Annotated in this window: 24 protein-coding genes and 1 riboswitch; of the genes, 3 read left to right on the top strand and 21 right to left on the bottom strand. The window is 53.5% G+C overall.

Annotation, left to right across the window (positions count from 1 at the left end; translation table 11 throughout):
- Positions 1 to 14: 14 nt before the first annotated feature.
- The 6 genes from A3848_RS06280 to wecB are packed head-to-tail and all read right to left on the bottom strand — an operon-like array spanning position 15 to position 5,238.
- Positions 15 to 590, bottom strand: coding sequence for a class I SAM-dependent methyltransferase (locus A3848_RS06280; protein ID WP_074084107.1), 576 nt, complete (start codon positions 588 to 590; stop codon positions 15 to 17).
- 33 nt (positions 591 to 623) lie between these two features.
- On the bottom strand, positions 624 to 1,340 hold the full coding sequence (locus A3848_RS06275; protein WP_074084106.1) for a glycosyltransferase: 717 nt from the start codon (positions 1,338 to 1,340) through the stop codon (positions 624 to 626).
- A complete protein-coding gene (locus A3848_RS06270) occupies positions 1,337 to 2,362 on the bottom strand; it encodes an SDR family oxidoreductase (protein WP_074084105.1) in 1,026 nt (341 codons plus the stop codon). The genes A3848_RS06275 and A3848_RS06270 overlap by 4 nt, the downstream gene beginning before the upstream one ends.
- Positions 2,332 to 3,171: a dTDP-4-dehydrorhamnose reductase family protein gene (locus A3848_RS06265; RefSeq protein ID WP_074084104.1), complete on the bottom strand. Its 840-nt coding sequence runs from the start codon at positions 3,169 to 3,171 to the stop codon at positions 2,332 to 2,334. The genes A3848_RS06270 and A3848_RS06265 overlap by 31 nt, the downstream gene beginning before the upstream one ends.
- On the bottom strand, positions 3,168 to 4,154 hold the full coding sequence (locus A3848_RS06260) for a polysaccharide biosynthesis protein (protein ID WP_074084103.1): 987 nt from the start codon (positions 4,152 to 4,154) through the stop codon (positions 3,168 to 3,170). Before A3848_RS06260 ends, A3848_RS06265 begins: the two co-directional genes overlap by 4 nt.
- Positions 4,144 to 5,238 (bottom strand): non-hydrolyzing UDP-N-acetylglucosamine 2-epimerase, encoded by a 1,095-nt coding sequence (gene wecB / locus A3848_RS06255; protein ID WP_074084102.1) that lies wholly within the window; start codon positions 5,236 to 5,238, stop codon positions 4,144 to 4,146. Before wecB ends, A3848_RS06260 begins: the two co-directional genes overlap by 11 nt.
- Here wecB and A3848_RS06250 point away from each other — a divergent pair.
- Entirely contained in the window at positions 5,213 to 5,626 is a 414-nt protein-coding gene (locus tag A3848_RS06250; protein WP_143192346.1) for a hypothetical protein, read from the top strand. The two genes, wecB and A3848_RS06250, sit on opposite strands and share 26 nt — an antisense overlap.
- Positions 5,627 to 6,170: 544 nt before the next feature.
- Here A3848_RS06250 and A3848_RS06245 read toward each other — a convergent pair.
- The 3 genes from A3848_RS06245 to A3848_RS06235 all read right to left on the bottom strand — a co-directional run bounded on the left by A3848_RS06245 (position 6,171) and on the right by A3848_RS06235 (position 10,422).
- The gene (locus A3848_RS06245) at positions 6,171 to 7,700 is read right to left on the bottom strand and encodes a glycosyltransferase family 4 protein (RefSeq protein WP_074084100.1); all 1,530 of its coding nucleotides are present in this window, start codon (positions 7,698 to 7,700) and stop codon (positions 6,171 to 6,173) included.
- A 466-nt stretch (positions 7,701 to 8,166) separates the two neighbouring features.
- Positions 8,167 to 9,300, bottom strand: coding sequence for a CgeB family protein (locus A3848_RS06240; protein WP_083611947.1), 1,134 nt, complete (start codon positions 9,298 to 9,300; stop codon positions 8,167 to 8,169).
- Between the two features lie 30 nt (positions 9,301 to 9,330).
- Positions 9,331 to 10,422 carry a CgeB family protein gene (locus tag A3848_RS06235; RefSeq protein ID WP_371916020.1) on the bottom strand — a complete coding sequence of 364 codons (1,092 nt, stop codon included), beginning with the start codon at positions 10,420 to 10,422 and terminating at the stop codon, positions 9,331 to 9,333.
- 202 nt (positions 10,423 to 10,624) lie between these two features.
- Between A3848_RS06235 and A3848_RS06230 the strand changes: the two genes are divergently transcribed.
- Positions 10,625 to 11,401, top strand: a complete 777-nt coding sequence (locus tag A3848_RS06230; protein WP_371916082.1) for an AAA family ATPase — start codon at positions 10,625 to 10,627, stop codon at positions 11,399 to 11,401.
- 78 nt (positions 11,402 to 11,479) lie between these two features.
- On the opposite strand, the gene A3848_RS06225 is transcribed toward A3848_RS06230, so the two are convergent.
- The 11 genes from A3848_RS06225 to A3848_RS06175 form a co-directional block, all read right to left on the bottom strand.
- A complete protein-coding gene (locus tag A3848_RS06225; protein WP_074084098.1) occupies positions 11,480 to 11,665 on the bottom strand; it encodes an aspartyl-phosphate phosphatase Spo0E family protein in 186 nt (61 codons plus the stop codon).
- Positions 11,655 to 13,100: a glycan biosynthesis hexose transferase WsfD gene (wsfD, locus tag A3848_RS06220; protein WP_074084097.1), complete on the bottom strand. Its 1,446-nt coding sequence runs from the start codon at positions 13,098 to 13,100 to the stop codon at positions 11,655 to 11,657. Before wsfD ends, A3848_RS06225 begins: the two co-directional genes overlap by 11 nt.
- A 10-nt stretch (positions 13,101 to 13,110) precedes the next feature.
- Positions 13,111 to 15,009: an LTA synthase family protein gene (locus A3848_RS06215; RefSeq protein WP_074084096.1), complete on the bottom strand. Its 1,899-nt coding sequence runs from the start codon at positions 15,007 to 15,009 to the stop codon at positions 13,111 to 13,113.
- Positions 15,010 to 15,218: 209 nt separating this feature from the next.
- The gene (locus A3848_RS06210; protein ID WP_074084095.1) at positions 15,219 to 16,412 is read right to left on the bottom strand and encodes a hypothetical protein; all 1,194 of its coding nucleotides are present in this window, start codon (positions 16,410 to 16,412) and stop codon (positions 15,219 to 15,221) included.
- A complete protein-coding gene (locus tag A3848_RS06205; protein WP_256702173.1) occupies positions 16,409 to 17,002 on the bottom strand; it encodes an RNA polymerase sigma factor in 594 nt (197 codons plus the stop codon). Before A3848_RS06205 ends, A3848_RS06210 begins: the two co-directional genes overlap by 4 nt.
- A 119-nt stretch (positions 17,003 to 17,121) precedes the next feature.
- Positions 17,122 to 18,459 (bottom strand): 5'-deoxyadenosine deaminase, encoded by a 1,338-nt coding sequence (locus A3848_RS06200; protein WP_074084094.1) that lies wholly within the window; start codon positions 18,457 to 18,459, stop codon positions 17,122 to 17,124.
- Positions 18,460 to 18,522: 63 nt separating this feature from the next.
- Positions 18,523 to 18,621: riboswitch (purine riboswitch) on the bottom strand.
- 210 nt (positions 18,622 to 18,831) lie between these two features.
- Positions 18,832 to 19,356, bottom strand: a complete 525-nt coding sequence (locus A3848_RS06195) for a GNAT family N-acetyltransferase (RefSeq protein ID WP_074084093.1) — start codon at positions 19,354 to 19,356, stop codon at positions 18,832 to 18,834.
- A gap of 168 nt (positions 19,357 to 19,524) precedes the next feature.
- Positions 19,525 to 19,932, bottom strand: coding sequence for a hypothetical protein (locus A3848_RS06190; RefSeq protein WP_074084092.1), 408 nt, complete (start codon positions 19,930 to 19,932; stop codon positions 19,525 to 19,527).
- Complete coding sequence (locus A3848_RS06185) at positions 19,929 to 20,240, bottom strand: hypothetical protein (RefSeq protein ID WP_074084091.1); 312 nt, start codon at positions 20,238 to 20,240, stop codon at positions 19,929 to 19,931. Before A3848_RS06185 ends, A3848_RS06190 begins: the two co-directional genes overlap by 4 nt.
- Positions 20,237 to 20,575 (bottom strand): alpha-helical endospore appendage domain-containing protein, encoded by a 339-nt coding sequence (locus A3848_RS06180; RefSeq protein ID WP_074084090.1) that lies wholly within the window; start codon positions 20,573 to 20,575, stop codon positions 20,237 to 20,239. The genes A3848_RS06185 and A3848_RS06180 overlap by 4 nt, the downstream gene beginning before the upstream one ends.
- Before the next feature lie 24 nt (positions 20,576 to 20,599).
- Entirely contained in the window at positions 20,600 to 20,893 is a 294-nt protein-coding gene (locus A3848_RS06175; protein ID WP_083606978.1) for a nucleoside-diphosphate sugar epimerase, read from the bottom strand.
- A 216-nt stretch (positions 20,894 to 21,109) separates the two neighbouring features.
- On the opposite strand from A3848_RS06175, the gene A3848_RS06170 reads away from it, so the two are divergent.
- Positions 21,110 to 21,646: a GNAT family N-acetyltransferase gene (locus tag A3848_RS06170; RefSeq protein ID WP_167374725.1), complete on the top strand. Its 537-nt coding sequence runs from the start codon at positions 21,110 to 21,112 to the stop codon at positions 21,644 to 21,646.
- Between the two features lie 187 nt (positions 21,647 to 21,833).
- On the opposite strand, the gene A3848_RS06165 is transcribed toward A3848_RS06170, so the two are convergent.
- A complete protein-coding gene (locus A3848_RS06165; protein WP_074084089.1) occupies positions 21,834 to 22,565 on the bottom strand; it encodes a sugar phosphate nucleotidyltransferase in 732 nt (243 codons plus the stop codon).
- Positions 22,566 to 22,572: the final 7 nt, after the last annotated feature.

The following is a 22,572-nucleotide window of genomic DNA, read 5'->3' as shown; positions in this document are numbered from 1 at the left end:
TTTCCGGACGATATTTATACGGTTTTGCAGGCCAGCAGAGCGTCCAGTGGCGTATGATTCTGTCCGAATGCTTCCCGGAATGAAGGATTCTCTGCATGATGGTAGCCTTTAAGCACTGTCACATCATATCCCCGTTCCAGGAAATCCTCCGGTTCCCAGCCACTCCGGTGTTTTTGAAACTGCTCCCCCTGCAAGTGGTAATGATCTGTTCCTTCCTGGGGAAAGAAACCGCGTGGGGTAAATACGACCACGCGGTTTGCGGCAATGATCTCTGCCTTTCGCAAAAGTTCTTTGCCCTCGCTCATGGTGAAATGCTCCAGGGAGTCGATGAGCGTCACCGCCGTGAAGGTGCATGGAAGAAACAGTTGATCGATATGTCCGGCATCGGCGTGCACCGGTATGATATGGGGCGCTGTATATTTGCGGTGCAACAGGTAAGGCCTGTGAATATCAAGGCCGACTACCACCGTAGCCTGGTAGCGTTCAAGGAGTGTACCGGTCCCGCTCCCCACATCCAGGATACTATCCGCAAATTTCAGATGCTCCAGAAGAACCGGAAGAAAATCCTTCACTTCTATTTCCCGGTACATAGATCACACCTCCTATAGCGATCGGATCGCTGTTCAGCCGCCCATCGAGGCAATTAATCCGCGGAGCAGAGGGCTGTAACGGGCATTGGTAACAGCAGCCTCAGCCATGATGACATCATAATGCTTAATCGTCCCCATCCCATCATGCCGCCGGTAGGCGGTCAGAGACTGATTCAGCATGACAGGCGGATATCCGTTCAGAATCGAGCGGAACCACAGGTCATAGTCATGGGTGTAGGGCAGCGACTCATCGAACAGCCCGATGGCACCGAACAGCTCACGTTTGAACATCACTGTACAGCCGTTAATCGGGTTACCCTGCAAAAAACAACGTAAATAGTCAAGGTGGCTCGGGAATACCGCAGCCGCGTTAAGCCCAGTCAATTGTGAGTGTTCGTTGATATAATTAAAGTTGGTGTAGGTAATCAGCAGGCGGTTCTGGTCCATGAACAGCACCTGGTTGTTGATTTTGTCGCGGTAGAACATATCATCTGAGCTAAGCCAGACCACATAGTCGCCCGAGGCATGACGGATTCCGTGATTCAGGGCAGACGCAGTCCCCCCGTTGGCCTTGCCCAAATAGTGAATGTGCGGGAGGTAAGGCGTAATCCGGTCTGCGTGCATGGTAGAGCCATCGTCGACAACGATGATCTCATAGGGCTGCCAGGATTGGTTCAAAGCGCTTTGCAGCGCCTGTTCGATATAAGGGCAATTGAAAAAGGGAATCACCACGGATACCTTCGGTTTCATGAAGCGCCTCCTTCTCTGCTTGCCCGGTGATAGTCCACAATATCCGCAAGTGAGCGGGACAACTCAATCTGCGGACTCCAGCCGAGACTTACAGCATCGTCTCCGGAAGATGAGGATAATCCTTCTTGAATAGCTAATGTTTCGGATCCTGAAGATGGAACGGCAGCTGCCGCAGGAGCAGCAGCCTGTTCCGTTCCGGTGTTCTCCGGCCCCCAATCCATGCCTACCGGAACCCTCGCATGAGCCAGCAGCTGCTCTGCAACCGCTCCAAGCTCCCGCTGAATGCCGGAGTCAATCTTATAGATCTTTCCCGGCTCTCCGCTGCGCAAGATCCAGTCATAGGCTTTGACCGCATCCCGTACATCCAGGAAGTCACGGAGAGCATACCGTGAGGATAGCTTGAACGGCGGGGGTATTTCAGAAATGCTTTCAGCAGTCTCACTCCGTACCATATGCTGCGCCAGCAAGGAACAAAATCCAGTTGATGGGCCAGGACCGATCAGGTTACAGGGCTCCGCAAGCAGCACAGGCTGCTGGAACAGGGTACACCAGGCAAGAGACACCAGCTCCTCCAGGGTTTTGCTCAGACTGTAGGGGTGTGGCGGACCTTCCGCATTGCCCGGTTTGAACTTAAGCCGGGAGCCGGCCACCAGAATACGGCGGGCCGGCCGGGTACGCAATCCCTCAAGCAAATACAGTGTAGACATCACGTTCATTTCCATATAGAGCAGCGGGTCCCGCCAGGACTCCGGCACCGAGTTTTTGCCGGCGAGGTGCAGCACTTCATCCGGCTGGACCTCATCAATCATCGTCTTGACAGCCCTGCGGTCGCTTAAATCGCAGACCTGCTGCTTCACACCCGCCGGGAAGATACCGGCAGCTGCAGAGCTCCGTACCACAGCTGTCACTTCAGCACCCGCTGCATGAAAGTAAGCCACCGCATGCCTTCCGGTAAATCCGGATGCTCCGGTAATCAGCAGCCTCCGCTCCTTCATGTCGTCATCGCCGGCTGCTTCATCCATGCCGCCAGCTCTGCCAGCATTTCAGGATACGAAGGCAGCTTCACCTGAACATCCGCTCTCGTGCTGATCAAGGTCCGGTCCTGAATATGTGCAGACTCGGGGATAATCTCGGCATCCTCCTTGCCGAATGCTGCCTGCATATGCCGCAGCAGCTCATATTTGCTGACCGGCTGCGGGTGGGCCAGATGGATCAGGCCTGAAACCTCAGAGTCCAGCAATGAATCTACAGCTTTAGCCAGCTCCAGGGTGGTGACCCCATTCCACATTACCCGCTGGTAGCCGGATACGGGTCCCTTCTGGGCCAGGAACCATTCCATCAGTCCGATGCCCGAAGGGCGGATTTCCGGACCAATGATGGAGGTTCGGATGGTCAGGTGTCCGGGGTCCCGCACTTCTCCAAGACTTTTGGTGATCGCATATACGGATGTGCCGTCAGGCTTATCGTCCTCTGTGTAACCGCCGCGTGTTCCTTCGAACACGCAGTCGGTACTGATATGAATGAGCCGGGCATGAATGCTGTCCGCAGCACGGCGCAGCCGGTGGGGCAGAAACCCGTTCACATGGTAGGCGCCGATTGGATCCCGTTCGGCAAATTGATTGAGCACGCCCAGCGCATTGATTATGCAATGGGGAGAGACAATTTCGACCAGCTTTTCAACTCCGGCGATATCATCTGCATCTATATACAGCCCGCCAAGATCACTCTTGTCCCGGGTTGTATGGAAGACGTGATGCTTGCCCTGGCGGCGGAAATAATCCGCCAGCATATGACCCGCCATACCGTTTCCGCCGAGAATAAGCAGCTTCACTCTAGGAACCCTCCCCGGATCAGGATTTCCTTGATCTCCTCCTGATTCATAAGGTTGTTCTCGGAACTGAAGCTGTTGAAGGAAACATGCGGATATTTGCTGTAATAAGCCTTCAGTTCAGGCATATCCAGTGTAGGCAGAATGACCAGATACTGCTCATCGTAGACAACTGTTGTCTGGCTCTCGAAATCGCTCATCAGAATTTCGTGGATCTTCTCTCCCGGCCGGATACCCGCTTCGATAATGCTCACATCCGGTTTGCCGGATGCTTCAATCAGTACTTCGGCCAGATCTACGATCCGGCAGGTCGGCATGGTCATGACAAAGATTTCCCCGCCGAGGCTAACCTCGGAGGCCTTAAACAGCAAGGTGATGGCGTCGCGCAGGGTGAAGAAGAAGCGGGTCATTTTCATATCGGTAATCCGTACCTGCCCCTTATCCTTGATCTGCTTCATGAACAGATGGACCACACTGCCGTTGGTACCCAGCACATTGCCGCCGCGCACCGTTACGAACCGGGTATTTGAGCCCAGCAGGTTGGCATAGACGAACAGCTTCTCTCCAATGGCTTTGGTCATACCGTAGAAGTTGGAGGGATTGGCAGCCTTGTCGGTAGAGATGTAAATGGCTTTTTCCACATTGCATGCAACAGCCGCTTCAATCACATTCTGGGTGCCGACCACATTGGTCTTGAGCGCTTCATACGGCTGGTCTTCGCAGACTGGAACATGCTTGAGCGCCGCCAGATGAAAGACATAATCCACACCGCGGCAAGCCGCTATCAAAGCCTCCTTGTCACGGATATCCCCGATAATGAAGCTGAGGCGGGGATCTTCATATTCGCGGCTCATTGCCACTTGCGCAGACTCGCTGCGGGAGAAAATAACGATCTCTTTCGGGTTCTGCGGCAAAAGCTGCCGGATGAGTTCATGCCCCCAGGAACCGGTTCCGCCTGTCACCAAAATCCTTTTATTATTGAACATGCAGGTTCCCTCCAAGCAAAAATTTGACTACCTTAACCGAGACATCCGGGGTCAAATAACCTTCCGGCGCCTCCCATTCAGGGCTCAGTGACGTCATCAGCCGGGTACAGCGCAATATACTGTCCTGCTCCACTCCTGACACAACGTTGCTGCCGCAATCCACCGTCTCGGGACGTTCGGTGGTCCGGCGGATGGTTACGGTTGGCACTCCCATCAGGCAGCATTCCTCCTGTACGGTTCCGCTGTCGGTGATCGCACACAAGGCGTACCGTTCCAGATGGACAAAATCAAAAAATCCGAAAGGCTCATGGAATTCCACCAGCGGGTTCATCTCAAGCTTGAACTGCTCCGTAAGCTTGGAGCGGGTACGGGGGTGGATACTGCAGATCAGGCGGATGCCAAAATGCTCTGCCACCAGGTTCAGTCCGGACATGATCTGCAGGAGTGATTCGGGATCATCCACATTTTCTGCACGGTGCGCAGTAACCAGAAAGTAATGGCCTGCTGTCAGGTTCAGCCGGGCTAGAATATCGCTGGCCCCGATCTGCTGCTCATAACGGGTAATCACTTCGTGAATCGGATTTCCGGTTAATACAATGCGCTGGCCGGGGAAGCCTTCGCTGAGCAGATGCCGCTTGCTCTGCTGGGTATAGGGCATATTTATGGTAGAAACAGCATCTATGAGACGGCGGTTTTTTTCCTCCGGCACTTTCAGGTCGTAGCAGCGGTTGCCCGCTTCCATATGCACTACAGGAATCCCCATCCGCTCGGCAAGGATGGCGCACAGCGCGCTGTTCGTGTCCCCCAGGAGCAGAATCCGGTCCGGCTGCTCCTGCAGCAGGATGCTTTCCAGGCTCCCGAACATGGCGGCAAGCTGCCCGCCAAATCCCGCCTGTTTATCCTGCAGCACATAATCCGGTGCCCGCAGCCCCAGCTCAGCAAAGAAAATACCGCTGAGGCTCGCAGTGAAGTTCTGTCCTGTATGCACCAGCACATGCTGCTCCGCATGCTCATCAAGCAGCGGAATAATGACACTTAGGCGGATGATCTCGGGCCGTGTGCCCAAAATCGTCATGATCTTCATGGGTTCACTCCCCTTTGAGGTTAGCCTGCCGCAGGAACGCGGCGGACTGGTGTTGAGTGGCGGCGCTTATGGCGCCAGGGTGGCTGAGAATAATGATGTTTTTGCCGTTGTTAGGCGCATTTGGTGCACCGGTGGCGAATGTACCGTTATTGGATGCGTGTGGCGCGCGGGCGGTAGTAGTAACGACATTGCTGCTGTTGGTGGGTGCGCGGGCGGCGGTAACGGCATTGTTGCTGTTGGGTGCGTGTGGCGCGCAGGTGCGGTAGTAAGAAGTTTGTGTAAACCGTTACGTATCTCCTTGGAGCACCGGCGAATGATTAAGTGGAAAAAAGTATCACTAAGTTGCTCGAATGTCATGCGCTCCGCAATCAAAGTGGAAAAAGTATAACTAATTCAATCCTTTTGTTTATTTTCTAGGTCATACCACCAAATTAAGTTTACTTTTTCCACTTAAATCCTATAATTGGTGATTTCAGCGAGAAATAAGTTCACTTTTTCCACTTATTTACCTGTGGGCGCCGAATTAACGGCATTTTTGCCGTTGCTGGGTAAGTGTCTGGCGCGCGGGCAGCGGTAGTAATGGCATTTTTACCGTTGTGGGTGCGTATAGCGCCCGATTGGTGGAAATAACGGCATTTTTGCCGTTGTTGGGTAAGTGTGGCGCGCGGGCGGCGGTAGTAACCGCATTTTTGCTGTTGTGGGTGCGTATAGCGCCCGATTGGTGGAAATAACGGCATTTCTGCCGTTGGGTGCGTGTGGCGCGCGATGGCGGATGTAACGGCATTTTTGCCGTTGTTAGGCGCATGCAGCGCGCGATGGCGGATGTGGATGTAACGGCATTTTTGCCGTTACTGCGTGCACGGCGCGGCTGCAGGCTGCTGCGCACATGCGGCGCGCAGCGGCTCAGGCGCACGCCTTCTTCGGCGGCGTGCCTAGGCCGCTTTGCGCCGCCGCTTCGCCCGGCGGCGTGCATGGCCCGCGCGGCGGTGCTTGCCGCCGCTGCCCCGCCGGCGCACGCTTGCAGCCGTGCGCCGCTTCCGGCCCGGGCGCTTACGGCTGCGCGCCCGGGTTTTGGCGCGGCGGAGCCTGCCGCGCCGGAGCTTGCCGCGCCGCAGCCGTGCAGCGCGGCTCCCGGGGCCCCGCCGCCGCGGTTCCGGCTGCGGCGGTTCTGGCTGCGGCGGTTCCGGCTGCGGCGGCGGCGGCGGGGCGGGTTCGCCGCTGTCCGAAGCTTCGGCAGCGGGGGGCTCCGGTGCGCCAGCAGGATCTGGCAGCGCGGAGCAGTAGCGGAGGTGCCACCTCTCCGCGAGGCCCAGCAGCCGGGCGCGGTACGCCGCCGGTCCGTAGACCGCGTCAACGCGCTCCCGGGCCTGGCTGCCGATCACAGCAGCCAGACCTGGCTCCGCCAGCAGGAGGTTCACCCGCTGTGCGAGTACGTCAATGTCCCCCACCGGCGCCAGCAGGCCTTCACATCCGGCAGCATGGAGAATTTCATACAAGCCGCCGGAGGCATAGGCCACCACCGGTTTGCCGAAGGCCATTCCTTCTAGGGCAGTCATCCCGAAACCCTCGCGGATCAGGCTGGGGACGACCAGTATATCCATAGCACAATAGATGTCGGGAAGACTCTCTTCGTAACCGATGAATTTGAATTTGGAAGTGAGGCCTTCCAGCTTGACTTTGCGTACACAACGCTCATAGTAGCTTTTATCTCCGGGTGTGCCGACCACGATGAATTTCGCTTCAGGATGCTGTCCCGATACAAGAACAGCCATTTTGATGAAATGCTCCAGTCCCTTTTCTTTATTAATGAAGGAAGAAATATAGCCGAGCAGCGGCTCCGCTGGCGCAATTCGCAGTTCACGGCGGCGCTCGCCCCGCAGCTTGCTCCAGGCTTCAAACATCATTTCTGCTTCATTCCAGGACGGAGGAAGCTGTGTCACCTTCCCCTCGCGGATATCCTCAGGAAAACAGGCCACAGCCGTGTGAGAGATGGCCAGAATTTCATCACTATTCATGTGAATCAACCCCGTGCTGATGGGAGTGAACTCATTGTCCGTGATCGTCTCTGTAATCTTCCACACCACCGGAATACCCAGTGATTTCGCCGCCATCGCCGGCAAAGCATGAACACAGGTGCTGGAAATAATCAAAGCCGGACGCAGCCCGGTAAGCCAGTCTAGCAGCTCGCCGTATTCACGACTTTCCTGAAATTTACGGATATCTGCCTCCAGGCCGGCATAAGGAGTGTATATCCCGTAGACCAGCGGAATCGGCAGCAGCTGCACATTCAGTCCATTCTTACGCGCCTGCCGGGTCAGCTTACCCTCCTGGGGTGCCACAAGAATGCAGTTGAAATACGGTAACAGCTCCCGGCTGAAGAACAGCAGCAGCTTCTCCGCGCCGGTAATGCTGCGTGTATTGGATACATGGGAAAAAAGCACGATTGTCGCTTTGTCGGCCATGGTGTGTCGGCGCTCCTTGCAAGGCTGTAGAGCCGCCATTCACCTCCTAAAAGTTTTACGGAGCATTACTTACAGTTCATACCTCCGCAGTAAAACTCGCTTCGGAAGCATCCGCTTAGTTTTACGGAGCATTACTTACAGTTCATACCTTCGCAGGAAAACTCGCCTCGGAAGCATCCGCTTAGTTTTACGGAGCATTACTTACAGTTCATACCTTCGCAGGAAAACTCGCCTCGGAAGCATCCGCTTAGTTTTACGGAGCCAATGCTACATGGTACTTCTTCGCAGGTAAACTCGCTTCGGAGCATCCGCTTCATCGTATGCGGAAGGGCCCGCTTCGCCTGCCGCAGAGTACTGCGAAAGAGCGCCAAAGCCCGGTACTCCAGTAGTATATTGAGGAGGAACAAATGCCGGCACGACACCTGTCCCCGGTTATACGCACATTTCCTCCTGTACTCTGTACAGCCTATCCGTAAATCACAGTCAACAGCTGATTCAGCCGTTTGGTATACGTGTGATCCTTAAGCGTCCGTTCAAACGCGCGCAGAGCCATGGCGCAGCGCTCCTCTTCATGAGTCAGGTAAAAGCGGATTTTCTCCATCATTTCCTGCGGGCTTGAGAACGTGTCGATCTCTTCCCCTACTTTATAAAAAGAGCCCATATCATCTCTCGCATCACTGAGCTGCAGCGTTCCGCTGGCTGCAATTTCAAAGGTGCGCGGGTTAGGTGAAGCGGCAGTGATCGATAATGTGTTGTTATTCACAGCTTCATCGATATGGGAACGGTGGAGGTTAATGACGATTTTGGAGCCGCTGTAGGTGACCGCCGTCTCCTGCGGTGTCATCCATTTGCCGATCTCAATGCGTTCCCCATACAGGGGTGCCTCCGGCAGACGGTCCCACCAAATACCGTTGATAATGGTGTTGTAGCTCATCAGCTCCGGCATAATCTCACGGAAGAAATGAACTCTGTTCCAGTACGCCGAGCCAATGAAGCTGATATCCCGGCTGACCGATGACCGGCCTGTCGTTGGACGGTAATGTTCCCGGTGGGCGGCAAAGGGCAGATAATGCACCTCAGCGCATCCCAGACCGCGGTAGAATTCCACACAATTCTGCTCCAAGGTGAACACATAATCGTAATGGGCTACGATTTTTATAGTGAAATCTGTATAATACGGATCATCTGTAAGCCAGATCGCTGTCTTGATGCCTTTGCTGCGCAGAATTGCAACCTGATCAAGCGGCAGATCCATTCCATCCAGAACAAGCACAAGATCGGGGCGTTCCGTATCCGCAAGCTCCACCAGATTCTGACGCACATCGCTAATCGTGACCTTAGCCGTCAATTTTTGCAGGGCATAGAGTACTGCATCGTCAAGCGGCGAATAAGGATATCCTTTTCCCGAAGCCACGTACATTACATGGATGTTACGGACCGGAAGCGGCTCCTCCGGGCGTCCATCCAGGATCGTAAGTCTCCCCCGCAGATAGCCTTCATCAAATCCAACCTTGAAGCCGGTCAGACGGCCACGCAGCTTCTCTTCTTCCGCTGGCGTCCGTGGCAGCGGCGGTGCCGGCATGATAAAATTATTGTTCATGGTATTCGCTCCTTATATTGGATTTCAGACTTATGAGGTAAGGACATTCAGCAGATAGGGCAGACGCGCAAGGAAAGTATGATGGCGAAGCGTGGTCTGCAGCCCCTGTAGAGCGAACTGCCGGCGCTCCTTCTCGTGCTCCAGATAGTATTCGATTTTGTGCTTCAGTTCGTCGGCACCTGCAAAGGTCTCCAGATCCTTGCCCGGACGGTAATGACTGCCCAGATCCTCTCGGACATCGGTTAGCTGCATCGTCCCGCAGGCATTAATCTCATAGGTCCGGGGATTTATTGAACGGGAGGATAGCTGGAAGGTGTTCCGGTTATCCTGCCCGCCTTCCCATGGGCGGTGAATATTAATGACCAGCTTCGCACCACTGTAATAATTGGCTGTTTCCTCCGGAGGGATAAAACCGTCTTTAATAAAAGGCGACAACTCCTCAAAGGTATTCAGGCGCTCCCAGAAGCCTCCGGCAATCAGCACTTTCTTGCCCCGGAGAAACGGAGCCAGCTCGTCGAACAGCTCCGTCCGGTTGCGGAAGGCATTGCCGATGAACACAATATCGTACTGATACTGCGGACCTGTGCGGCGGGGATAGAACATCTGCGGATTGACGCAGAGCGGCAGGTAATGTACAGAGCCTACTCCCAGGTCATGGTAGAACTCCACACATCCCAGTTCATGTGTAAAAACATGGTCATAATGCTGGCAAATGACCGATGTATCCTGCGTAAAATAAGGATCATCCACAAACCAGATTGCCGTAGGAATACCCAGTTTACGTATCTCCGTGATCTGTTCCAGATGATTCTCAGGAAACACATGCAGACCATTCATGACCAGCACGGCTCCGGGCGACTCGCGGGCGGCTATTTCCAGCATCGTTTCCGGTGAGCTGATGATCAGTTCACTAACGAGCTGTCCCAGTGCTTCCGTTACCCCCGTATCAATCGCTTGAAATCCCTGGGGAACATACATCAGCTTGAACGGCCGGCATGCTCCTGCCTCCGGAGAATTCAGGCGCTTCACGGCTTCACACAGGCCGAGACGGTAGCCTTCCTGATAACCGTCGCGGTAATCCCGTGGAGGCACTCTTCTCTTTTTTGATTTCACGGCTTTCACCCTGCCCCGTCATATTCTCAAGACAGTATAACTTATGCGGAGTCAGCACCCGCCTCATGGACATCTGTCTGTATCCGGCCGAAATTGGCATATGCCCCCTGTCTTTCGCCCGGGATGCCCGAACCTTTGCAGAATGGTTCCACTCGGGCTACAATTATGGAAGCAAGTGAGAGACTAATAATAAGGTTGGGAGAGTGGGACAATGGTTGCGATGGATAATGCCATGCTCTATATCCGCCATGCGGAGCTGCTGCGTGAACGGGTCCCTTCCTTTCAGGCCTACCCGTTTGATCTGCCAGTGATCCGCAGCTTCAGCAAACTTGCTTTTCAGAAACAGGTTACTTTTCTTGTCGGAGAGAACGGAACGGGGAAATCCACGCTGCTGGAGGGTATTGCTGCGGCTTGGGGGTTTAATCCGGAAGGCGGCACACTCAATTTCTCGTTCAACACCCGCTCCTCGCATTCCAGCCTGTACGAGTACCTGCGGCTTGCCAAAGGGGGGAGACGCCCGCGGGACGGCTTCTTTCTGCGCGCGGAGAGCTACTACAATGTAGCCTCCTATATTGACGACTTGGACGGTGGTCCTGAGGTGCCGGGGGTACGAAGCAACAAGATCTCCAATTCCTACGGCGGCAAGTCGCTGCATGAGCAGTCGCATGGAGAATCATTTTTCGCGGCTTTTGTCCACCGCTTTGGGGGACAAGGCCTCTATATTCTCGATGAGCCGGAAGCGGCTCTCTCACCGCTGCGGCAAATGTCACTGCTGGTGCGAATGCACGAGCTGGTGGAGCGGCATTCGCAATTTATCATCGCCACCCACTCCCCTATTCTAATGTCCTATCCCGGTTCCGAGATTTATCTGCTGGAGGGCGAGGGTATCCGTCAGGTAGCCCTGGAAGACACAGAGCACTATACCGTAACCAAGGCGTTCATGAACGACCGCGGGAAGATGCTGCGCGAACTGCTGGCAGACGACTGAAGTTGGAGAACACAAAAAGACACCTGCACAGATAGAACATACCTGTACAAGTGTCTTTCCTATTTTCCGTATTGTAATCTATGAATCTCTCTCCAGGAGTCTCTCGTCATCAGCAGTCCGACAATCAATATATTCATTGATCAGGGCATCCAGCTTCACCGATTGGCTTAGCACCCGGGGGTGCCGGATCCCATGCTCCAAGGCCAAGGTGTGCATTTCTTTTCTCGCTTGTTCAATCCGTGCCTGATGTTGTTTATCGCCCATAGCGGCGGTCTTTCCCGAGCATGGATTGCACCAGTTGAACAAGCTTGTGGACCAGCCAGCCGAACATCGCCACAGCCATCATATCGAAGCAGACGTTGAACAGAAACAAGTGCTTCCCGATATCGGCCCGGCCATCACCCAGAATCGGAACCAGGAACGAGAATAGGCCAATCAGACCCAGCAGCATCAGCAGTTCACCCGCGATCCGTCCACGCAACTCCCGGCTGCGGAAATACTCAAAGAGAACTCCGGCGTAATAGAGCAGATAGAATATAGCCAAAAAGCCTAACGAATGCGGCAGAACCTCTCTTTTGAACTGGCTCCAGGTGCTGTAAGTATAGGATAGGGCCTTCTCTGGCAGACCCTCCGACTTCTCATAGTTTCCCAGATAATAAGGTCGCAGATCCATACTGTTCCGGGCAGCAAATTTCATACCGTCCACCAGCCGTGAGGGATGTTCAATATAGAAGAAAAGCACATCCTTATGGGACACCCGGTCATAGAAATCCGCCTGCAGCGAAGGATCATCCTGCTTGATAGCCGTACCAGCCTCAAAATAATTGGTTCCCGCCAGCACTTCCAGCTTCTCCGGTAAGCCCAGCTCACGCAAATCCCCCTTCACATCCGGGGACTGGTTCAAAATCCCGAAAAATACAGTCTGATAGAGGTTGATATGCTTCAGCTCTTTGGGTGCGGCCACATATATCATCACAGAGACAAGACACACCGCCACCGCGAACCGTCTAGCCAGCTTCCGCCAGTTCCCCGTCCCGTTCAGTGTCATAAACCGCAGAAAGATCAGGGAGAAGGCGATGCCGACCGGCGCATTCTGGATTTTGGAGCAGATCAGAAACAGGACAGCGATGAAAAACAGCGTCAGGCCTTTGGTTGTCGGCCGCTCCTGCAGGGCCAGCCTGAGTCCCAGTGCAAAGGTAAGCAGCATGAATACCATCGACACCGGCTCACCAAACAATGAATTGAAGTAGGCCAGGTACCCGATATCGTAAAATACAACAAGCATTCCTGCACCGAGCAGCAGACCTGTAATATAAGAGCTGCGCGCCCCTACCTTCACGGTCAGCCAGGTGGCCGCCAGCAGCAATAGTGCATACACCGCCGCCAGCAGGCGGATATCAAAATAACTGCCGTGCACAAGCCCGGCCAGCAGCCTTGGCACCAGCACCAGCACAATCTGCGAGGAAGGATAGAAGCCCTGGAACAAATTTTCATAGGAAAATCTGGAATGGCTGAAGCTGAAAAAGCGGTCGGCATAGCTTTCCGCAGCATGATAATAATCCAGTCCTATGGTATTCATCATCCGCTTGAAATCGCCATTGTCGGCAACCCCCACGAACGGCTGCACAAACAGCAAATAAATAATCAGACCACAACCCGCCAGGACAATGAGATGCTCTGCTTTGAATAATCGTTTCATCTTTTCTCCCTTACCGCTGCGGAAGCAGCTTCACATATTCGTCCGATAAGCCCATCAGCTTCAGAATATAATCATAATCACTCTGATATTGACTGTAATCCGCCACAGGCTGAAGCGTATCCAGCGATACTGCCTCGCCATCTTCGAAGCCCTTGCCCGGCACGAACATAATCTTATCATTGAAAAAAGTTCCTGTCGGCGAATAATAGCGCATCCCCACCACGTTGCGGTCAATATTAAGCAGGTCATGCCCGAAGGCCGTGAATCCCTCCTGCTTCAGCGATACCCCCAGCAGATTAGCAAGGGTAGGCAAAATATCCAGCTGCCCTCCGGTGCGCTCTACAACCTTCCCCTCTGACATTCCCGGCGCATGGATAATGAGCGGTATATTGAAGCGGCTGATCCGCGAATCGTAAGGAATTCCGAGGGCGTCCTCCACCTGCTCCGGAGGAACATCCTGCGGCTGCAGCCCAAAATGGTCACCATACAGCACCAGCACGGTGTTGTCCCAGAGCCCATTTTGCTTCAGTCCTTCGATAAGTGTTCCTATAGCAAAATCTGTATAGTTGATAGCGGTCAGATAGTCACCCAGCATAGTATTCTGCAATTTGTCCGGCAGGGTGATTTTTTTGAAGGCATCCGGGATTTTAAAGGGATGATGACTGGAAGCCGTCACCAGCTGGGCATAGAATGGCGTTCCCTTGGACTGCAATGCAGCCAGCTTCTCAACGGCCGTAATATAGAGCTGCTCGTCGGAAGCGCCGAAGGCATTGAAATGGTCATTTTTGAAGGCTCTCTTGTCATAATAACCATTGAAGCCCAGCGCCGGATACAGCTCGTTGCGGTTCCAGAAGCCGACCTTGTTCACATGAAACGTATACGCCTCATAACCTTTATCCCGCAAAAGACGCGGCAGGCTCGGCAGCACCCGGTCTCCGAAGCCTGTGGACATTGCCAGCGAAGCAATCGGATAAATAGAGGTATTGCTCATAAACTCGGCATCCGAGGTGTTGCCCGCCCCAATCTGCTGGTACACATGCGGAAAATAAAAGCCTTCCCCGGCCAAACCGTTCAGCACCGGCGTCAGCTCCTGACCGTTCAGCGACTGATGCAGCGGAAAATTCTGAAAGGCTTCCATCTGAATAACAATTACATTCTTCCCTTTTTGCGAACCGAAATCATCGGGAACCGTTCCCGTAGGTTTGCTGCTGTAGGGATAAGAAGCCTCGAGTGCGTCGACCTTGGCAATGGTTTCGTGGATATCCCCAGTACCGATGAGGCCGTTGTCCTCCTGGGATTTTATTGCTGCGAACACCTCATAATTCAGGAAGCCCGTGCTCTCCGCCTGCACCAGCTCGTTGGTAATTCCGCGAGCCGCGTGAATGGAGTAGGCTGACAACGAGCCGCCGCCGATAATCGCAACCAGTATCACGATCCACTGTGCTCTCCGTGCGCCAGGCGAGACATAGCGGCGCGGCGAAAAGGCCGCCCCTCTTTTCCATCTGTGGAATAGCCTATAGACCACTACGACCACAAGATCCGCAAAAAACAGATAATCCACAATCTGGATCGTAGACTCTACACTCTCTTTTACCTGAAAGACCTGATTCAGCTCATACAGGGCCAGATACGTTGGAACCGAGCCAAAATGATTGAAATAGACACTGGCCGCAAACAGCAGCAGCGATAACAGGCCGTTGATTACCCAGTAGACACCTGTCTTTAGCCGGGCCGGAAGGACCAGGGCCACAATTCCCATCAACAGCAGCACCGGTGCCACATCCGCGGCGATCCATTCCCAGGCAATCCGGTCAAAAAACAGCCACCGCAGCAGCAGCAGCTTCAGCCAGATCAGCCCCGCCACGATATAGAAATGTGCCCCTACCCGCACAGGCTTACTCTCGTTCATAACTTCCCCTCTTAGCTTCTAGATGTTTTGTAAACCCAATTCTCTTTTTCTGTAAAATATCACATTTCTCTAGTATAGCAAATCAATCCTGAATCACAAGTTGGAACAGCTTTATATAGGGGAATATCTTAATCCCCGTATTAACAAAAAAAGATGCAGGCCCGTAAAGGCTCGCATCCTCATATAACTATCTCTTATACGCATTTCGATTAGCTTATCTCGGCTTCTTGTACATTATAGACCGCCCCGTCAAGATTATAAGAAACCTTAATTGCATGTTTTTTGCCTACGCTTCTGAACGTAACAATCCCCGGCGTCTTCATGTTTTTCTCAAGCTTGTATTCCTGAAGACGAATACCAAAGACCCCATTAACGACAGCTGCCGCCGTATCCTGCAGCTTAGCATCATCCATATTCAGCAGCTTCTGATCCTGCTCAGCAAGCTGTCCGGAATCCTGTGACTTAGGAATGAACAACGACATATCAGACATTCCTTTTACCGCATGTGTGTAGTAATCCATAGTAACGCTACCCATAGTAAAGAAAGAGGAGGACAGGTCCCCCTGTCTATAATCTAGTACGAGCTCATCCTTGCCTCCGCCAATGTTCCGGGTCACTCTAATCAGTCTATCAGTTCCTTTGGTTCTTAGATGCTGAAGTGCCTTAAGGCCGATCTGATTCACTTCTTCAGTGAATAGATCCAGGCTTACATTAAAGACAGCACGGTCGAACTTTCTATTCAAAAAATCAATCTGCCCCTCATTGCCGATAAAACTGTCCTGTACTTGTACCTGAATCCCGGATTCAACCTTTAATCCAGACTGTACGAAGCGCTGTACCCTACTAATCTTAAATTCCCTCGGATAGCCTATTTCCTGTATAGTCTTTTTGGCTGTCCGTAAGAGATTTGCATCCGCTTCTCCGGGGAGAAACGAAGCATTCATGTACATCCGCAGCACCTGCCCTGTTTCCGTGCTGATCCATACCGTAGCCGCATCCTCACCTGCCCTGAAAATAATAGCGGCTTGCTTCGCTTCATCCATCCGCTCCAGCCCCACAAAAGACAGCTTCTTCCCAAGCTGCTCCTGCATTACACGCTCGGCTGTCTTGCGGAATCCGGCATCGGTGAGGTCGGGGGTCTTCACCTCCTGGTAGAACAAGCCTGCCTGTCTGCCTTCCCCCAGTAGTCCTTTCTGCTGCAGGATCGCTCCGGCTACGGCCAGCAGCAGAATGACCGCAGCCGCTATGAAGCTTCGCCGCAGCTTTTGGCCTGCCCGTTCCGGTCCCGGCGCACCGCTTCGCACACGCATAATGACCTTATCGGCTGCCGCATCCGTGAACCTTGATTCCCGGAATGGACCGTTCCGCGCTTCTTCATACCACTTCGGCTCCCGCTCCTTCATGATTCCATCCCCCTTAATTCCTCCTGGACTTTATGTCTCGCGCGGTGCAGCCTGGATTTGACGGTTCCCGTTGAGAGTCCGGTCAATCCGGCGATTTCCTGAATGGTCAGCTCCGCTTTCAGATCCAGCACCAGCACCTCACGGAACTTGTCGGGAAGCTGCAGGATCACACTCCAGATCTCATCCATCCGGCGGTTGCCGAGGTACTCCATCTCCGCAGAACGGACCGTTCCCAGCCGTTCATCAGGGAAGCTGTTCTTGGCGGGTTCCGCTTTTGTGATGGTCTGTACACCGCCCCAGAGCCCCGACCGGAAGAACCGCGATTTGCGGTGGGAGAATACGGTGTTCCTTGCGATGGTGAACAACCACGCCTTCAAGGAAGAGGAACCCCGGTAGGTTCCGATCCGGTAATAACATTTAATAAATACCTCCTGTGCCAGATCGTCCGCCATATCGGCGCTTTTGGTGAGGTAATAAATATAATTCCATATATCATCGCCGTAAAAACCCATAATCCTCCTCAGCTGCTCTTCGCTCATGACTGCTGCATGCGCCAGCTGATGCTGTTCCAATTCCCATCCCAGTTCCAACGTTCTTCACCTCACTTGATATGACCTCAATTCTAATGGAAAGGTTCCCGAAATCACTAAAAAAGTCAAAAAGAAGCAGAGGGCCTCTACCCTCTGCTTCTTATATTGTTGGCGAATCGCTAGACCAGTGATGTGTGCGCCAGCAGTCTTTTAATGGAACGGTTGGCTTCATGCAGCACCGTGTCCTTGTCTACAGTTTTCAGCAGACCTTTATCCATAAGGATTTCACCGTCGATGATCGTTGTTTCCACATCGGCCCGGGTTGCGGAATAGACAATACGGGAGATCGGGTCTACATCGAAGGAAGGGAAGGTGTGGAAGTTATAGAGGTTCAGGATCGCCAGATCCGCTTTTTTGCCGACTTCAATGCTGCCGATCTGATCCTCCATACCCACGGCCCGGGCTCCGCCAATCGTAGCCATCCGGAAAACACTTCTCGCATCCATCGTCGTCGGCCCATGCTGCGGCTTCTGGATCATGGCCGCCAGCCGCATTTCATTGAACATGTCCAGGTTGTTGTTGCATGGAGCACCATCTGCGCCAAGGCTGAGATGAATGTGATCATGCAGCATGCCCGGTGTATCAGCGATGCCCGAAGCCAGCTTCAGGTTGGAGCCGGGACAATGGCTGACATGAACGCCTCTGTCGCGCAAGATACGCCGCTCCTCCTCATCCACCCAGACGCAGTGCGCCAGAATCAGCCGTTCATTGGCCAGCCCCAGATGATCCAGATAGACGATATTGCGCATCCCGGTCATGGCCTGAACGATCTCGATCTCCCCCAAATTCTCGGAGGCATGTGTATGCACCTTAACCCCATATCGCTGAGATAGATCACGCACCTCCCGCAGCAGCGGCTCGGTACAGGAGATCACAAAACGCGGCGAGAATGCATACTGAATCCGTCCATTCCCGTACCCGTTCCATTTTTCCAGCAGATCCACACTCTCTTGCAGCGAAGCCGCCGTCTCCTCTTGCAGCGCTGCGGGCGCATCCGCATTCTTCTGATCCATCATCACCTTACCCGACAAGGCCCGGATACCGCTCTTCGCAATGGCCTGAAAGGCAAAATCCGTATGATTCACCGTCTCCATATCCACAATGGTCGTCGTACCGCTGGAGATTAGCTCCCCAATCCCCAGCATGGCGGAATAGTAGAGCGATTCCTCATCATGCGCCGCTTCGAGCGGCCAGATCCGCTTGCGCAGCCAGTCCATCAGCTCCAGATCATCCCCTTTACCCCGGAACAGCGTCTGGCAGAGATGAATATGGGTCTGTACGAAACCCGGAATGACCGTGCGGTTCGTGGCATCAATCACCCGTTCATCCCCCTGTACTGCAAGCCCGCTGCCGATCTCTGTAATCAGGTTATTCTGGATGCGGAGATCTCCGTAAATGATTGCTTCCTGTTTGTTCATGGTGATCATCTCTGCGTTTTTGATCAGGATGTTTGCCATCTTCGCCGTCCCCCTTATCTTCTGCAAACCTTAGCCGCCGCTAACACAAAAAGGCCACAAAAATATGCCAAGGCATATTTTCGTAGCCAGAAATTTACGGTTCCCGGTAGAGACCCTTAAACCAATTATTAAGGATATACGAAAAAAAGGATTATTCAATTGCTTGCTGAATAACCCTATCATAAGTTAGAGACATGTTTGTTGTCAACATGAGTTAGATAAAATAACACAAAATGATTACTATGCTCAAAAAGGCACGGATTTGATTTCAACACTGTATTTGCGTTATGTTTCCTCCCATTAAATATCTAACCAATGCTTTTTGGTTATCTCTGAAATGCCCCCCCCGGTCGCCCTCTACAGGCTTGTCCATTATTCCACACCGGATGTCAGCACCTTCTCGAACACAGGAAAGTTCGCTGTACGCCCGGGAAAATCCACTTCCCCTCTGCGTTCATAGCCTAGAGAAGGATACAGTACCAGAGTCTTATTATTCATAGCATAGGTATCCAGCCGTATACTGGTGTAACCGCTGCTGCGGGCATACTCCTCGGCAAAAGCAATCAGCTTGCGGGCAATCCCTTTGCCCTGAACCTCAGGATGAACGGCCAGCCGGTGCATAATCAGATTCGGCCCCTTCACCTCTAACCAGTCAATCGCTTCATACTGCTCCGCCTGGTTGTTGTCCAGCACAATGATGCCGGCGATGGCAGCCTGATCCACACAGACATATAAGGTGCCGTCCGCAATGTCCTTCCCAATAACCTCACGGTTCGGGTAAGTATCATTCCATTGGTCACTTCCGCCGTCCTGCATGACCTGTACACATTTGGAAATCAGTTCCATGATCTCTCCGATCTCATCTTTTCGTGCAATACGTATCTCATTCCCACTCATGTACATCCCTGCTTTCCTATCGACTTTTGAACCTGGTAGAGATTCTGTTAAGAAGTCTATCATATCCGTGAACGCGATCGATAGTGCAGAGAAATCCGCAAAGCTCTATAGAGGCGGCATGCATCCTCCGGCCTCTACAGAGCAGCTCATTCTGTGACTCCACGCGGTTTAGCCAAGCTCCAGCTTATGCCCGTCCTCGAAGCCCTTGGCGAAACCCGCATCGAACCCCACGTTGTATGCTTCGGTGTAGCCCTGCTGAAAGGCGTCTCCCGGGGGCGTTTCCGGCGGGACGCCCAAATCCGGGGGGAGCGGCACCACCTGCGGCACGGGCGGAACCTCAATAGCGGCTACTACCTGTACCGGCGGCTGAATGACTTGGACTTTCCGGACGATCCGGCGGCGGAGTCTTCTTTTTTTGCGCTGCAAGAGACTTCTCTTGGTCTTGCCTGTCCGGCGGATCAGTCCTCTCCGCGCTTTGCGTAAAGGCCCCTTGCGGACTCTGGCTTTGCGCGACAGCAGTATGCGTCTGCGGGTTCTGCCGCCCGAACGCAGCTTTCCAAGTTTCTTTATCTTCATCCTTCTACTCCTCCTGTACTCCATGTACTTCTAGAGGTACCGCCTGCGCAAGCCGTACTCAGCCATGGCGCAGCAGGAATTCCCCGTTTGGGCCGGTGCAGCGAAATACCGGACATCATCCGGCACATCGCGCTTTGATATTGGCTTAGTATCCGGATATTGTCGCTCAGCTTGCGGGCTGTCAGCTCCGATTGCCCTGTAACCTCGGCTATACTCTCCAGAATGGCCGCAAGTGCAGCCTGACTGCGGGCAATGGAGCGGATCATCTCGAGCTTGACGGCATGTTCAGAGTGCAGCCCGCCGCTCATTTGCTATCTTCTCCGAATTCAATGCCGTCACCGGTCATGCCGCCGAATCCCTCGCCGCCTTCTTCACCGCTGCCCAGCACCGCTTTTAGATTGCTGTACAATCCGTTTTCCAGCTTGGTCAGCCCCTCTACCATTTCCACAATCACCTCGTGAATGGAGATGGATTCCTTCAACTGTTCTTCATGGGAGTCGAACGCTCTAGCGTGGATATGATGCTGTGTCCACTGCTTCACTTTTTCCGCTTCCACCGCTTTGGCCTCAAGGATCATTGCGATGTTCCACTGGATAGTAGCGGACGACTCCAGCATTTGCAGAAAAGCCTTTTCTCTGCTCATCTTCCACCTCCTGCTCCTTAAGCGCTACTCTTCTTCCTGGCCGCCCAGCTCCTTGATGACCCTTCCTACTCCTTCAGCCATCGCCTCTTCCAGATCAGCAATCGCATTCAGGTAAGCAATAATATTTTTGTTGACCTGACCCGTGCTCTCCACCAGTCCGCTGAATCCGCCAAAGTCAGGTTCTACATCCGGCAGATCATGGACTATTTGCGACATACGGACGGCGACGTGGCGTTCGGCGTCGAGAATCCGCGCCATCTGTTCGTGCGTATGGGCCATGTGCTGCAGGACCTTCGTTATTTTACTCTGCACCTTCATGTCTCCTTTGCTCAAACGCCCTGCTACAGCATATGCGGCAGAAGCCCGTGCGGTGCGTGGCTTTACTGTAAGTTAATGGGGAGTAGCGGGTGAAGTGAAGTTTGCGGGAATGGTAAGTATTGACAAATGTTAAACGGCGAGATTATGCTGGGGGTGGATTTGAACTTTTTACATAAGAATCTCAGGAAAGGCAACACCGGAACGGAGGTATTTCTATTGAAAATTGCAAGCGGCCGCGTGGATATACGGCCTTTAACACTGGCTGAGCTATCCCTGGCGGGAGCTCATTATGCCGGACTGGAGCAGGCGCTGGGCCTGAACCCCAGCGGAACTGAACTGGATGATGAAATGCTGTATGCCATGCAGATCAGACACTCCAAGGTAATGCAGGACCCGCTCAACTATCCATGGCTGACGAACTGGGCGGTGATTCAGCGGGAAGAGCAGCGCCTGATCGGCTTCATTATCCTCAAAGGGTGTCCAAATGATCAGGGTGAAGTCATTGTGGGTTATGTCATTCATGAGAGCCACCGCAGACAAGGCTACGCAACAGAGGCAGTGCAGTGTATCTGCGACTGGATCTTCAGCGATCCCCGGGCGCTCTGGGTCATCGCTGATACCGAAAAAGACAATGCCGCCTCGCACAAAGTGCTTCAGCACCTGGGCGCGCAAAAGCACCGGGAGGCTGATGAGCTGATCTGGTGGCGGATCGCACGGCCTGCCGCCCAGACTCCGGCAGGGAGCCTGGCCTGACGAGGACACTGTCGCTGGTTGTGATGCTGCGGGAGAAGTGAAGGCGGCTTGCAAACCGTGCGCCGGTTTCGGCAGCAACAACGGCATTTCTGCTGCTGTTAGCGTGCCGTTGGCCAATTTCGGCAGCAACAACGGCATTTCTGCTGCTGTTGGCGTGCCACTGGCCCGACGCAAAAAAACACGCGCCTCACGGCAGCGTGTTTTTCAGCTTTTCTCCGGCTTCGTACAGAGACTGGAATGTTCCAGCGTCACTCCACCATTCCTTGAGCACATCGTAACTGAGTCTGCGGTCTGCGGCGTAAATGTTGTTCACGTCGGTAATCTCAAGCTCCCCTCTTTGGGAAGGTGACACGCGCCGGATAATATCAAATACAGCCTCATCGTACATGTAAATACCGGTTACACAATACTTTGTCTTCGGATGCTCCGGCTTCTCTTCGATGTAAGCAATTAAGCCGGTATTCTGGCTGTCGAACACCGGGACGCCGTATCTCCGTGCATCCTCCACCGGTTTCAGCAAGACCTTGGCCGTCCCCTGAGGCTGCTGCAGATACTGCTTCAGATAGGGTGTCAGATCATCCATAAACAGATTGTCACCAAGCAGCACAACAAACCGCTCACCTGGGAGAATGAATCCTTTTGCCAGCTCCAGTGCCTCCGCAATGCCTCCGGCAGCCTCCTGAATTTTGTAAGTCAGAGAGACGCCAAACTCTGCGCCGCTGCCTAAAAAATCCGTATATTGCCCCGCGGACTGCTTGCTGATGACCAGGAGAATATCGGTTATGCCCCCCTGGCGCAATCGGTCTATACCGTAACACACCATGGGATATTTGCCGACCGGAAGCAAATGTTTGTTCATAAGCCGGGTCAGCGGATATAGCCTTGATCCTGTTCCGCCCGCCAGTATGACTCCTTTCACTTACTTT

Source organism: Paenibacillus sp. P32E (assembly GCF_001909085.1).
Classification (GTDB): Bacteria; Bacillota; Bacilli; order Paenibacillales; family Paenibacillaceae; genus Paenibacillus_AQ; species Paenibacillus_AQ helianthi.
The sequence above is the reverse complement of the archived record's forward strand: the minus strand, read 5'-3'. Positions and strand labels throughout refer to the sequence as shown.